The following is a 13,026-nucleotide window of genomic DNA, read 5'->3' on the forward strand; positions in this document are numbered from 1 at the left end:
CCGTCGGCACCCGGGGGAGCACATTTCTGTTATCCGTGTCGCGCCGACGCGTCTCCGATACGTGCGCAGCCCTCTCCACACCTCAGCAGCGGTCGTCGGTGCCCTCGCGACCGTCGCCGCCCTCGTGGCCACCGCTCCCCCGGCCGCGGCCGCCGACGCCCGGGACGTCACCGCCGACGTTCTCGCGAACCGGGACGTGACGCTCGCCGGCGACACCGTGGTCACCGTGCCCCCCGGGACGACAACCTACGACGGCGTCTTCCGCGGCCGGGGAACGCTTACCGTGCGCGGTGGCGGAACGCTGGTCCTGAGCAAGGACAGCGACTTCACGTTGCCCAAAGCGCGCCAGCGGCAGGTGGTACGCACACAGGGCGGAAACCATCCCTACACAACGGTCGGCAACCCCGACCCGCCCGCGATCACAGTGGAGCGTGGGACGACTCTCCAGTACGGCACCGGCGGGGGCACAGGGCTGATCGGGCACTTCCCCTACGACACTCCCGGCTACCAGCTCAATCAGCTCAACGTCCGCGTCGACGGCACGCTCCGGCTCTCGCTGACCCGGACGTTCAACATCGGCACGATCAGCGGCTCCGGTCTCGTCACCCAGCCCCGCAGCATGTGGGGCACCCTCGACCTGGCGGGCACCCACCCCTTCTCCGGGGTCATCGACAACGGCACCGGCATGGCGGTCGGCCGCCCCGAGTACCCGGTGTCGCTGCCCAACGCCCGGGCGATCCTCAACCAGGGCTCCTGGATCATCGACACCCCGCTCTACCAGACGATCACGCTGCGGCAGGACTTCTATCAGCGGGAGTACGGCAGCGACGTCAACGTCCACTCACGCCCCGGCAGCAAGGTCGTCCTCACCGGGCAGTACAGCTACAGCGACCAGGGGGGCGACGCCCATCCCTCGCTCAGCGACCCGGACATCAACTGGCGGGCCGTGGCTCACCAGTTGAACAAACGCGGCACCAACATCGAGGGCGCCGACGTGCAGTGGGGTGACGGCACCACGCACAAGATCTTCATGCCGGGAACAAAGGACACCGTTTACATCAACCTGCACGAGGCCGCCGGACGGCGGTCCCTGCTGACCTTCGACTACAACGGGCCGGTCACCTTGGGCGCGCCGATCGGCGGCGGCAAATACCACGACGCCCTGGCCGCGCCCGGCGCCGGTGACGTCGTCATCGCCGGGACCAAAGGCAACGACGTCACCTTCGCGGCCGCGCAGTACTACGACGGTTCGACGACCGTTCGAGAGGGGGCGGTCCTGCGACTGGGGTCGGCGCAGGGAGACGGCTCCCTGCTCACCGGTACCGACCGGCGCCGGATCGTGAACGACGGCACTCTCGTCGTGCACAACGCGAAGACCGCGATCTCCCTTTCACGACTCGGCGGCAGCGGCTCGCTCGTCCAGTCCGGAGCGGCTACGACGACCCTCACGGGCGCAGCGGTGACGTACACCGGGACGACGACGGTCAAGCAGGGAACCCTGGCGCTCAGAGACGGGGCGACCCTCGCCAACAGCAGGGCGGTCCGGCTGACGTCGGCGGGAGCGCGGCTGGACACCGGCGGCTCGGCGCTGCGGGTGACGAGCGCGCTCAGCGGCCGAGGCACCGTGAACGGCGCCGTGGCGAACGAGGGTGTGGTCACGGGCGGGCTGACCGTGACCGGCGCCTACACGCAGAACGACAAGGGGCAACTGATCCTGACCGACAAGCCCCTGAAGGTGGGCGGCAAGGTCACCCTGAGCGGTGGACTCGACCTGTCCGCCGCAGGAACGGCCACCGCGACACCCGGGGCTGATACCGCTTACGGCAAATCCTCCGCCTCGACCGGAACTGGTAGCGCTTCCGGGAAAGATTCCCCCGCGGCCGGAAACACCTCCGCCCGGGAGATCACCGTGCTGAACCACACCGGGGACACCCCCACTACCGGCACCTTCGACAAGCTGCGCGAGGGAGCCGAGGTGAAGCTCGCAGACACCGTTTACCGGATCAGTTACAAGGGCGGGGACGGCAACGACGTCGTCCTCACAGCGACAGCCGTGAGCCCATCGGCGAGCGCGCACGGACAGGCCTCGTCGGGGTCCGTGACAGCCGAGACGCGCAGTACGAGCGCGGCCGAGAGCAGCGCTTTCGGCTGGTGGCCGTACGTACTGGCAGCCGGATTGCTCGGCGGGCTACTGGTCCCCGCGACCAGGCGCACGCGGGTCGGCGGGCGCCGCCGTGGTGGACGGCACTCGGCGCACGGGCGATGAGCCGGCGCTTGTCACCCCGGCACGGAAGAAGCGAGCGAGGACCTGGCCGCCTTCCCGCATCCCATATCGTGGTCACTCTGTTCATTCACCGGACGGATCCGACCGTCTGCCGTCCGTTCGACTAGCGTCGTGGCATGACCAGCGACATCCCCGCTCCCCCCGCCGAGACCTCCCTCACTTCGGCTCTCGCCGCCGGAGCCGTCGTCCTTGACGGCGGTATGTCCAACCAGCTGGAGTCCGCCGGGCACGACCTGAGTGACGAACTCTGGTCGGCACGGCTGCTCGCCGAGCAGCCCGAGGCGATCACCCAGGCGCACCTCGCCTACTTCGAGGCGGGCGCGAACGTGGCGATCACCTCCAGCTACCAGGCCACGTTCGAGGGTTTCGCCAAGCGCGGCATCGACCACGACGAGGCCGCCCGGCTGCTGGCGCTGAGCGTCGAACTGGCCCAGGAGGCCGCCCGGCAGGCCCGGAACAAGGGTCTCGCCCACCCGTTGTGGGTGGCTGCTTCGGTGGGGCCGTACGGAGCGATGCTCGCGGACGGCTCCGAGTACCGCGGCCGCTACGGGCTGAGCATCGCGGAACTGGAACGTTTCCACCGTCCCCGGCTGGAGGTCCTGGCCGCCGCGGCGCCCGATGTATTGGCGCTGGAAACGGTTCCCGACGCCGACGAGGCCGAGGCACTGTTGCGCGCGGTACGCGGGCTCGGCGTGCCGGCCTGGCTGTCGTACTCGATCGCCGGTGACCGTACACGGGCGGGACAGCCGTTGGACGAGGCGTTCGCCCTGGCCGCCGACACGGACGAGGTCATCGCGGTCGGGGTGAACTGCTGCGCCCCGGAAGACGTCGAAGCCGCCGTGACGACCGCGGCTCGGGTGACGGGCAAGCCGGTCGTGGTCTACCCCAACAGCGGCGAGGTGTGGGACGCGGAAGCCCGCGCCTGGAACGGCCGATCCACGTTCACCGCCGAACAGGTCCTGGGTTGGCGGGAGTCGGGGGCGCGTCTGATCGGCGGCTGCTGCCGGGTCGGTCCGGAGGCGGTCGCATCCATCGCTCGGACACTGACCTCCGCCTAGACCTCTGGCCTCCCGCCCACCGCTGCTGGCCTCCGCTCGGGGAAAGCGGTTGCAGCCGTATTTCGCCGGGGGAGAGCGTCCTGACGAGGAACGCCGCGTCCGCGGCTTTCCTCGTCAGGACGCAGCACGCAGCACGATCCGGGATGTGGCGGCCCGAGAGAGGGTGCCCGCGTCGACCGTGTCGCGGCTGCTCGGTGGCGTGTATCCGGTCGGCGGGGACACCCGCCGACGGGTTCTTCGGGCCGTGAACGGGCTGGACAACGTCGCCGACGCGCGTGCCAAGGCGAGGGCCGAAGCAGGCCGGCGGTCAGCGCCCCCTGGTTCCCCCGGCCCGGCGCAGGCGGCGCACCGCGGACCTGAGCTCCGGGCCGCGCAGGGTCCTGCCGGGCAGCGGGTCCGGCGCCGCCGTCTCGAGGACGGGTTCTCCGGACGGAGCGGTTGCCGCCTCCGCGGCCCACAGGGCCAGCTCACGATCCCGCGGACCGTGTGCGGTATACGACATACCGTCGACCTCGTGCGCAATACCGTCCTCCTCGTACAACCCGCTGTCCACCTCGCCGAAGATCCGCACCGGATGCGCCGGCCCCCAGGCCTCCCAGCCGGGGTCGCCCGTGGCCACGAACCGTGTCCACGCCCCGTGCATCGCGTCGGCGAGTTCCTGCGGCGCGCCGTCCCCGGCGAGTTTCGCGGACTCGGCCGTCTCGCCGGTGTCGAAGACGAAGCCGAGCTCGAGGGCATGGCAGGCGCCGAGGCCGGGCCTCGACGAGGGCCAGGCGAACTCGTACACATACGACGCCCCGGGGCAGGCCTCGGCCAGCCGTTGCAGGGGGCCACGCAGCAGGTTGTCGGTGACCATCTGGCCGACGATCTCGGCCGTGCCGGCCTCGGGGCGCAGGACGCGGTAGCCGCGCGGCACCTCGTGGCCGCAGTGACAGCGGGCCATGGCGCCGGCGAGGGCCACGGGCCCCAGTCGGTCGACGCGCTCCATCAGACCGCCCGGCACGAGCCACAGCCGGTACTCGTCGCGAGTCCAGCCCAGGAGCAGGTCGACGCCGGGTGCCGCGTCCCCGTCCACGAGCGCTTGCAGGGGGTCGCGGGGCACGAGGTCGCCGTCGATGACGATGCCGAAGGCGGGCCCGCCCAGGACGGGGCTGCTGAGCCTGCCCGCCTCCGCCTGGGTGCGCAACAGCAGATCCCGGTCGACGGCGGCGAAGGCCTCGGCGGTGGCGGGGACCTTCAGCCGGGTCGCCATGCGGCGGACCATGCGCCGGACCTTGTCCCGTTCGAAGGCCTCAGGTGGTCCGCTCTGCAGGACGGCCCGCCGGAACAGGCCCTGTGCCTGCGGGGCCGCGATCAGGGCTCCGGTGCTGATGGCTCCAGCGGACTGTCCCGCAAGGGTGACGCTGTCGGGGTCACCGCCGAAGGCCCTGATAGAACGATGCACCCATTCCAGCGCGGCAAGCTGATCACGCAGGCCGGGATTCGCGGGGGCGTCCGGAAACAGTCCGTAGCCCTCCACCCCCAGCCGGTAGTTGATGGAGACGAAAACGATTCCATCGCGGGCGAAGTTCCGTCCGTCGTACACCGGTACTGCCGAGGATCCCCTGGTCAGGGCGCCGCCATGCAGCCAGACGAGCACGGGAAGCCGGGCTGCGGGGCTGGGGTCGGGCGTCCAGACGTTGAGGTTGAGGCAGTCGTCGCCCGCCACGACGGGGTCGGACAGGTACTGGGCGAAGGCCTCGGAGTACGGCGGTTTCGGCGGTGTCGCGCCGAAGGTGCCCGCGTCGCGCACCCCGTCCCAGGGCTCGGGCGGCACCGGCGGCCGGAACCTGCGGGCCCCGAAGGGGGGTGCCGCGTAAGGGATCCCGCGGAAAGCGGCGATGCCGTTCTCGTGCCTCCCGCGTACGGCCCCGTAGGGGGTCGTGACGACGGGATCGGGGTCGGGTTCCCTCTGGGCCTCGGCCCGTGGGTCCGTCTGGTCTGCTGCCATCTGCTCACCAGCCCTTCGCCGCGCTCGCGCACCGGTATGACCAGAGCACCACAACAGCGCGCGGTATTCCGGTGCACGAGCCTGCGGCAGGGCTACTCGGCGTACATCAGGGTGCCGACACCGAGTTGGTCGTAGCCGCCGCTGGTGGACCCGTAGTCCCCGCCGCCGCCCTCGGGGGCGACGGAGAAGCACATCCGGGAGACGTACTTGTCGTCCAGGGACAGGCGTCGGTTGTAGTGGTAGTGGAGCAGCGCCCACACCGGACGGACCTGACCGCGCGAGGAGGCGGAGATGGCGGTCTGAGAGTTCTGCGCACAGTTCTGTCCGCTGCCCCAGGTGTAGGTGGTGAAGGGCACGTCATTGCCGAGGTTGTACTTGGCAACGTACTAGGCGGCTTTCAGAAACCGCTTGCTGTCGTAGGCGTAGAGGTCGTCACCCTGGTTCCAGGCCATCTCGCAGATCGCGCCCATCTGCCCCATGCCCATCACGGTGTGCCCCTGATCCCGTCCTGACTCCTGCCACTGACCGAGGTCATAGCCGTCCGCGTCGGTGTACAGGTACGGAACCGCGTGCGCTACGGAACCGTTTCCGGCGCCGGACTTGGCGTAGGCGACTGCTTGGTCGTTGGCGTGGGTGCCTCGGTAGCTGAGATTCTTGATGTAGACGTCTTCGATGCCGCGGCCGACCGAGGTGTTGTATTTCGTGTTGTACATGATCCGCATGTGGATGACCTGACCCCAGCGGAAGTCCTCTATCCGTACGTCCTCGATGCGGACGTTCTTGATGAGGTTGGAATCACCGGGGTTGAGGGCGATGCAGCCCTGGTATCCCATCTGCGGCTCACGGTGGTCGAGGATGTCGGGGTTCTTGATAACGAGGTTCTCGATCATCTCCGGCGCATCGGTGTTGCCGTGGGTACCGACGTTGATCGGGTGGGCTACGTCGGCCCAGAGGGTGCAGTTCTGGATGGTGATGTCGCGGGTGTCGCCGTAGTAGTTCCAGCGGTGGGCGTAGATGGCGAAGCAATCGTCGGTATTGCGCATGAAGCAGCCGTCGAAGACGATCCCGGTCGAGGAGAAGACGTCGAAACCGTCTCCATTGCCTTTCGAGCTGAACGAACGCGCCTTCTTGACGTGGACGTTCTCGCTCTCGCTCTCGCCGAACGTGCCCGCGTAGCCGTTGGGATTCATGATGATGACGTCCCGGACGCGGATGTTCTTGCTGCCCTCGCAGAGGATCCCGCCTGGGCCGGCGTAGAGCATGCCGTGGCCGGTGAGAGCGGCCTTCTCGACGTCTTTGAAGAAGACCTGGGCGGTGAGGACGGCACCACCGGCAAGGTAGACGGTTTTGCCGCTGGGCACGGTGAGGACGTTGCCGGTGACCGTGTGCACGCCGGGGCCGAAGTAGACCACGTCGGGGTCGTCGGCGCAGGGCGGGTTCGGGTCGATGTGGTTGGTGATGACGTGCAGGCAGTCGAAGATCTCGTCATTGATCTGCACGACGACGTCGCGCGGCTCGGCGAGGGTGAACCGGCTGTGTCTCCCAGGAGTTCGGGCGAGATGCCCAGCGCGTCCGGCCGCACTCTCGCCTTGGTCGCCCCGCCCTTGAGGTAGGTGACCTTCAACTCCACGGAACCACGGAAGTCGAAATACACCATCGAGGTGTTGTAGACCTTGCCGGAACCGGTGGTGGCGTTGATCTCCTCCAGCTGAGGCCGGTAGATGTCGAGTGTCTGCCACTCGCCGTCAGGAGCGGTGCGCACACGCACCTTGAAGCTGGTGTTGGTCGGCAGAGCAGCCGGGCGAGGGTACGTGAGAAGTGTGGAACCAGAGTTGTCGTCGTCCGCGTGAGCCGCTGTGGCCATGAGACCGCTGGACAGGCCGGCGGCGAACACGGTGGCGCCGGCCGCCTGGAGGGCGGTGCGACGGGACAGGGGTGCGTTCATGCATGACTCCTTGCAACGGTCGGTAAGGGGTTACTTCGAGACGCTGAACGTCGGACTACTTGAGGCCGGACGTCGCCGTCCCGGCGACGAAGCCGCGCTGAGCGACGAGAAGACCAGCAGGAGGGGCACGACGTACATCACCGAGGCTGGAGGGTGGTGACGGGTGTGCCGGCCGCATTGAGGTAGGTGGACATGACGGCCACGGCGAGCGTGGACCGGTCGGTCGAGAGCAGAAGTGCGGGCGATGTAATCGCCCCGGGTCCAGGTGAAGGCGATCACAAAGCTCGCGGAGAGTACCGGCCGGGCCTGCGGCAGGAAGACCCGCCAGAAGAGACCGGCGGAGCCGCAGCCGTCGACAATGGCGGCCTCCTCCAACGCACGCGGCAGACCGGCGAAGAACTGCCGGAAGAGGAAGACCAGGCGGGGCGTGGCGGCCAGGCCCCACAGCGCCCGGGGCCAGTAGGTGTCGACCACGCCGAGCTTGGCGAAGATCAGGTAGGTGGGCAGCAAGGTGATGAACTGGGGCAGCATCATCGAGCCGACCAGGATGCCGAACAGGGCCCTCTTGCCGGGTGCGTCCGGTCGTGCGAAGCCGAAGCCGAACCAGGCGGAGCCGAGTATGACCAGGGTGGCGTGACGATCCCGACCCCGATGTCCTTCTGGGCCTGCTTGATCAGTTCTGGGCAGATGTCGTCGTCCTTGACCATCGACGTGACGGTCTCGTCCCTCCCGCTGACTCCGCTCGACACCTGCACCGCGCACCCGTTGAGCGCCGCCGCTCCGACCTCTGCGCCACCGGCGACCGGAGAGAGGAAGCGTCGGCGGCTGGGAGGAGTACCGGCGTGGGAGCGCATGGGGCCTCGGCTTCTGTTTCGGGAGGGCGTGAGCGTTGCGGACTCGGCGGAAGCGAACGCCACGGTCGCGAGAGCGGCCGCAGTAACAGGGTAGGAACCGGTTGCTACGACTGAGTGGCCAGAGCTTCTTCCGCTCCCGGTAGCCCGTCAAGGGGCCCCGCAGACTTTCGAAAACTCTGTGCACGGCCCCCACTACGCCCCGGAGCGCCGGCCGTTGCCACGTCGGCTGCCTACTACAGTCCATTGACCTGCACAGATCGAAGGGGCCGCACGGAGTAAAGCCCTGGCAAGAGCCGACCGACGCGTGCCGCCGCCGCGCTCGGCCCCGGTGCACGGCTTTCGACGAAACAGCGACAACCGGTTGTGGACCCGCTCGTCCACCGCATGTATCCCCACGCGGCACTCAGACCTCTCGCGCCCCCCACCTCACCGGTCGGAAACAGGTTTCGCCTGCCCTCCCATCCGACGAAACCGGTCCGCATCAGCACCTCAACAGCCGCTCTGAGATGGCTATTTGCGCCGTAGCCGAGCGAAAGGGTTCCACCCCGGCGATCGCCCGACTGATTGACCACGCCTCTGCGCCAGATCTACGGTAGAAGGCGCTTTCAGAAAACGTTTCCCACGCACCTCAGGAGAGTCATGCCCAGCGCCCAGCTGCCCAGGGCCGTGTTCGCCATGGATCCGGTGCACCTTCCCCTGCTGTTTCCCCCGCCGCTCGTGACCCGGCTACGGCAGTCGGCCGAGATCGACCCGGCGCTCGTCGTAAGGGATTTCACCGATCCCGCCGCGGCGTCGGCGCTGGCCTGCGCCGAGATCCTGATCACTGGCTGGGGTTGCCCCCGCCTCGAACCGGACATCCTCGATGCGACGCCTAGGCTCCGTACGGTCCTGCACGCTGCGGGTTCGGTGCGCTCCCTGGTCGGAGAGGCCCTGTGGAGCCGAGGGGTGACCGTCTCCAGCGCGGTGACCGGCAACGCCGTCCCGGTCGCCGAGTACACACTCGCGATGATCCTGCTCGCCGGAAAGGACACCTTCGTCCACCGTGAGCGCTTCCGGCGCACCCACGCCCAGCCCACCCCCGCCGAGACCGCGACCACCGGCAACCTCGGCCGCCGGATCGGGGTCATCGGCGCCTCGCGTGTGGGGCGACGCCTCCTGGAACTGCTGCGCCCTTACGACTTCGAGGTCCTCCTGCACGACCCGTACGTGGACGCGGCGGAGGCCGTCGGACTCGGCGCGCGGCTGCTTTCTCTGGAAGATCTTCTGCGACAAAGCGACATCGTCAGCCTGCATGCGCCCGACATCCCCGCGACCCACCACATGCTCGACCGCGCCCGTCTCGCCCTGATCCGTGACGGCGGCGTGCTGATCAACACCTCTCGGGGCGCTCTCGTCGACCACTCCGCCCTCACCGACGAACTGGTCTCCGGTCGACTGCATGCGGTCCTGGACGTCACCGAACCCGAACCGCTGCCCGCGGACTCTCCTCTCTACCGGTTGCCCAACGTGTTTCTCACCCCGCACATCGCAGGCTCCCTCGGAAACGAGCTGGAAAGGCTCGGTCGCATCGTCGTCGAGGAGCTGGAACGGCTGGCTGACGGACTGCCTCTCGCCCACGAAGTACGCCACGCAGACCTGGCCCGGGTGGCGTGATGCGCAGGTCCGCCCCCTTGCCGACGTCTCTGGCCACGGCGATGGCCGGGGTTATCCACAGGCAGGTCCACCTCGCGGACCCTTGGGATACGGTTCCCGCACCGATGGGGGGCCGGGCCCCTGCCGTGCTGATCAGGCAACGGCGAGGTCCGCGACCGTGGCCTCCACGGCGCCCTCGTCGGCGCCCACGAACAGTGAAGGAGCCGCAACGTGAGTCAGCGCAGGACGACGGGTGACGCCGGCCGGGCGACCATACGGGATGTGGCGGAACGCGCGGGTGTGTCCGTGGCAAGCGTTTCCCGCGTGTTGTCGGGCAACTACCCGGTCTCGGAGGAGCTGCGGCGCCGCGTGATGAAGGTCGTCCGCGACCTGGACTATGTCACCAACGCGCACGCCCGCTCCCTGGCCGGTGGTGGTACTCCGACGGTGGCGATACTGATCAACAACATCACCGGCGCAGCGTTCGCCCACGTGGCGAAGGGCGTCGAGGGTGCGGCCACCCTGCGCGGCTGGCTGTCGATCGTCGGCACCACGGGTGACGACCCCGAACGCGAACTCGCCCTCGTCAACCTGATGCGCCAGCAGGGCGCCGACGCCGTGGTCCTGCTCGGCGGCGCCTACGACTACGACGAGTACCAGCTGCGTATGGCCCGGTTCGCCCGTTCTCTGGACGCGGCCGGCTCGCATCTGGTCCTGGTCGGCAGGCCACCGTTGGAGGGGGACGTCCCGGCCACGACGATCGACTACGACAACGAGTCCGGCGCGTACGCCATGGCCAGCCATCTGCTCTCGGCCGGTCACCGGCGGATCCTGGTCCTGCCCGGACACGCTGAACTCACCACCGCGCAGGGCAGGTTGAAGGGCGCCCGCCGCGCCTTCGAGGCATACGGGGTGCCGTTCGACCCGGGGCTGGTGCGGCACGGTCCGTACGACGACGAGCACGGGTACGCCGCGGTGCAGGCCGCTCTGCACGAGACGCCGGACTTCACCGCGGTGCTCGCCGGCACCGACATCGTCGCCGCGGGAGCCATGCAGGCGCTGCGCGGGGCAGGTCTGCGGGTGCCGGACGACGTGTCGATCACCGGTTACGACGACATCCCCCTGGCGTCCCAGCTCACCCCCCAACTGACCACGGTCCACGTGCCGTACGAGGAAATGGGCCGGGTCGCCCTGCGTGCGGTGGCCGACCGCCGGCAGGGTTCCGGGGGCGGCGCCCGACGCAAGAGCGGAGACGCCGAGCACCTGGTCCTGGGCACCCATGTCGTCGTACGGGACTCGGTGCGGCCGCCTAAGCGGCAACGCTGAGCCGCAGCGTCGACAGCTCTTCGATCAGTTTCCGTAAACGTTTTCCTCGTGTCTGCAATGGTGTGCGGGGCTCTCCCGGAGCTCCGCCCCGGACCTCGGCGATCGGCTGCGTTTCACCGGCACCCTGGCCGGGATCCACGCCCGGGACCTGGTCGATGCGTCCTTCACCGCCGGCTTCCGGGGCTTCCGGCTGGCCTGCATGCCGGCGTGAGGACACCGCGCCGTCCGGCCGGGCTCCCTCACACCGGCCCTGCCGACATGTGCCGATTCGGCGTACCGACCCCGTCCGGTGCCCGTCTCCGCTCAGGCCGCCCGTCTTGTGTCAGGGGGCAGTCCCCTCGCGCCGCGCCGAGCGTCCGGAGTTTCGAAAGTTCCGGCGCTCAAGATCCCGCGTTTTCCGGAGTCTTCACGTCACGCCGAGGCACACCTAGGATAGCAAGCGCTTTCTGCGAGCTGTCTGTTTCCGAATCGGCTCCGAAAGGGCGCTGGTCGAACTTTCGCTGGCCTTCGGGCGGGCCGGAGAGGTGGTTCCCGATGGTGCGCACGGCAAGTGCGAGCGTGACGGCTGGGCCGACCCTGGCGGTCGTGGCCCGCGAGGCGGGGGTGTCGGTACCGACCGCCTCCAAGGTGGTCAACGGCAGGGAGGACGTCGCCCCCGAGACCAGACGCCGGGTGACGGAAGCGCTGGACCGGCTGGGCTATGTGCGCAGACCACGCTTCGACGCGACCAAGCCGCCCCGGCTGATCGACCTCGTGGTGCACTCGCTGGACAGCTCCTGGTCGGGCGCGGTACTGCACGGGGTGGAGGAGGCGGCACACGACGCGGGTCTGGACGTGGTCGTCTCCGCCGCCCTGTCCCGCACCCGCGTCGGCCGCCCGCAGCGCGGCTGGCTGGACAAGCTGACCGTGCGCGGGTCGGCCGGAGTGCTGTTCAACCTGACGGAGTTGACGGGCTCTCAGTACGCATGGCTGGAGCAGCACCGCACCCCGTTCGTGCTGATCGACCCGGTGGTCGAGCCGCCGCCCGGGGTGGTGTCGGTGGGCGCGGCGAACTGGCAGGGTGGGGTCACTGCGACCGAGCACCTGCTGGCGCTCGGCCATGAACGCATCGCCGTGATCGCCGGTCCGCGCCGCAAGATGTGCAGCAGTGCCCGGGTAGCCGGTTACCGTTCGGCCCTGGCGTCGGCAGGGATCACCTGTCGCCCCGAGTACCTGCGCAACGGTGGGTTCGACGAGTCCGTCGCACACCGGCGCATGCATGAGCTGCTCGATCTGCCCGAACCACCGACGGCCGTGTTCGTCTGTTCCGACCACATGGCCCTCGGCGCCTATCTGGCGCTGACGGAAAGGGGATTGAGGGTCCCGTACGACGTCAGTGTGGTCGGTTTCGACGACTTGCCGGAGTCCCGATGGGCCAGCCCCGCTCTCACCACCGTGCGCCAGCCGCTGGCTGAGATGGCGGCAACGGGGTTGCGGTTGTTGCTGCGGATGATGGACGGCGAGCACCCGGAAGGGACGCGGACGGAGTTGTCGACACGGCTCGTGGAGAGGGCGAGCACGGCTCCACCGCGCCGGCGGGCAAAGACGTGAAACGGTGACCTTCCGGCGTTACTGATCGTTTTCCGGGCATGAACCTCAGCACGTGCGCCACAGTTCTGTTCGTCGTCGTGTCCGCCGTCCTCATCAGCGTCATGGGGACGGCCCAGGCCGCGACTCTCGGTGCCGTCCCTCGGGACGCCACCGCTCACGCCACCGTCAGCGAGCCCGGTGACGAGTCCGGTGACGAGCCCGAAGACGTCGAGCTGGACGAGGCCGGACGCCCGGACTTCGACGAGGACTGACGCACCGTTCGGCAACCCGGTCGCGCGGCTCGGCCGCTCGCGTGCGTCGGTACGTCACGAGCGTCACGGCCGCGACCGGGCCCCGGCCGTCGCCGT

The 13,026-nt window shown here is 69.1% G+C and carries 8 protein-coding genes and 2 pseudogenes; 6 read left to right on the forward strand and 4 right to left on the reverse strand.

What is annotated here, in order from left to right; translation table 11 throughout:
• Nucleotides 1-61 precede the first annotated feature (61 nt).
• Together ACFVYS_RS11165 and mmuM are read left to right on the forward strand one after the other, a co-directional pair.
• On the forward strand, nucleotides 62-2,266 hold the full coding sequence (locus ACFVYS_RS11165; RefSeq protein WP_389500946.1) for an autotransporter: 2,205 nt from the start codon (nucleotides 62-64) through the stop codon (nucleotides 2,264-2,266).
• Between the two features lie 134 nt (nucleotides 2,267-2,400).
• Nucleotides 2,401-3,342: a homocysteine S-methyltransferase gene (gene mmuM, locus ACFVYS_RS11170; protein WP_389500947.1), complete on the forward strand. Its 942-nt coding sequence runs from the start codon at nucleotides 2,401-2,403 to the stop codon at nucleotides 3,340-3,342.
• A gap of 307 nt (nucleotides 3,343-3,649) precedes the next feature.
• Here mmuM and ACFVYS_RS11175 read toward each other — a convergent pair whose 3' ends face one another.
• The 4 genes and pseudogenes from ACFVYS_RS11175 to ACFVYS_RS11190 all read right to left on the reverse strand — a co-directional run bounded on the left by ACFVYS_RS11175 (nucleotide 3,650) and on the right by ACFVYS_RS11190 (nucleotide 8,375).
• Nucleotides 3,650-5,332: a carboxylesterase/lipase family protein gene (locus tag ACFVYS_RS11175; RefSeq protein ID WP_389500949.1), complete on the reverse strand. Its 1,683-nt coding sequence runs from the start codon at nucleotides 5,330-5,332 to the stop codon at nucleotides 3,650-3,652.
• A 92-nt stretch (nucleotides 5,333-5,424) separates the two neighbouring features.
• A pseudogene (locus ACFVYS_RS11180) lies at nucleotides 5,425-5,955 on the reverse strand (alginate lyase family protein); the annotation flags it as partial.
• 48 nt (nucleotides 5,956-6,003) lie between these two features.
• Nucleotides 6,004-6,594, reverse strand: a pseudogene (locus tag ACFVYS_RS11185) (glycosyl hydrolase family 28 protein); the annotation flags it as partial.
• Between the two features lie 713 nt (nucleotides 6,595-7,307).
• Nucleotides 7,308-8,375 carry a carbohydrate ABC transporter permease gene (locus tag ACFVYS_RS11190; protein ID WP_389500950.1) on the reverse strand — a complete coding sequence of 356 codons (1,068 nt, stop codon included), beginning with the start codon at nucleotides 8,373-8,375 and terminating at the stop codon, nucleotides 7,308-7,310.
• Between the two features lie 395 nt (nucleotides 8,376-8,770).
• Here ACFVYS_RS11190 and ACFVYS_RS11195 point away from each other — a divergent pair, with 395 nt between their 5' ends.
• From ACFVYS_RS11195 to ACFVYS_RS11210, 4 genes are all read left to right on the forward strand, one after another.
• Nucleotides 8,771-9,784: a hydroxyacid dehydrogenase gene (locus tag ACFVYS_RS11195; RefSeq protein WP_389500952.1), complete on the forward strand. Its 1,014-nt coding sequence runs from the start codon at nucleotides 8,771-8,773 to the stop codon at nucleotides 9,782-9,784.
• A gap of 210 nt (nucleotides 9,785-9,994) precedes the next feature.
• Nucleotides 9,995-11,089: a LacI family DNA-binding transcriptional regulator gene (locus tag ACFVYS_RS11200; protein WP_389500954.1), complete on the forward strand. Its 1,095-nt coding sequence runs from the start codon at nucleotides 9,995-9,997 to the stop codon at nucleotides 11,087-11,089.
• 534 nt (nucleotides 11,090-11,623) lie between these two features.
• Nucleotides 11,624-12,679 carry a LacI family DNA-binding transcriptional regulator gene (locus tag ACFVYS_RS11205; protein ID WP_389500956.1) on the forward strand — a complete coding sequence of 352 codons (1,056 nt, stop codon included), beginning with the start codon at nucleotides 11,624-11,626 and terminating at the stop codon, nucleotides 12,677-12,679.
• A gap of 38 nt (nucleotides 12,680-12,717) precedes the next feature.
• On the forward strand, nucleotides 12,718-12,930 hold the full coding sequence (locus ACFVYS_RS11210) for a hypothetical protein (protein WP_389500958.1): 213 nt from the start codon (nucleotides 12,718-12,720) through the stop codon (nucleotides 12,928-12,930).
• Nucleotides 12,931-13,026 lie beyond the last annotated feature (96 nt).

Source organism: Streptomyces sp. NPDC058295 (assembly GCF_042880655.1).
In the GTDB taxonomy this organism is placed as follows: domain Bacteria; phylum Actinomycetota; class Actinomycetes; order Streptomycetales; family Streptomycetaceae; genus Streptomyces; species Streptomyces coriariae.

Coding starts and splice junctions, on each gene's coding strand:
- ACFVYS_RS11210 (WP_389500958.1), top strand. CDS start 12,718: ATGAACCTCAGCACGTGCGCCACAGTTCTGTTCGTCGTCGTGTCCGCC.
- ACFVYS_RS11190 (WP_389500950.1), bottom strand. CDS start 8,375: ATGGACTGTAGTAGGCAGCCGACGTGGCAACGGCCGGCGCTCCGGGGC.
- ACFVYS_RS11175 (WP_389500949.1), bottom strand. CDS start 5,332: ATGGCAGCAGACCAGACGGACCCACGGGCCGAGGCCCAGAGGGAACCC.
- mmuM (WP_389500947.1), top strand. CDS start 2,401: ATGACCAGCGACATCCCCGCTCCCCCCGCCGAGACCTCCCTCACTTCG.
- ACFVYS_RS11205 (WP_389500956.1), top strand. CDS start 11,624: ATGGTGCGCACGGCAAGTGCGAGCGTGACGGCTGGGCCGACCCTGGCG.
- ACFVYS_RS11195 (WP_389500952.1), top strand. CDS start 8,771: ATGCCCAGCGCCCAGCTGCCCAGGGCCGTGTTCGCCATGGATCCGGTG.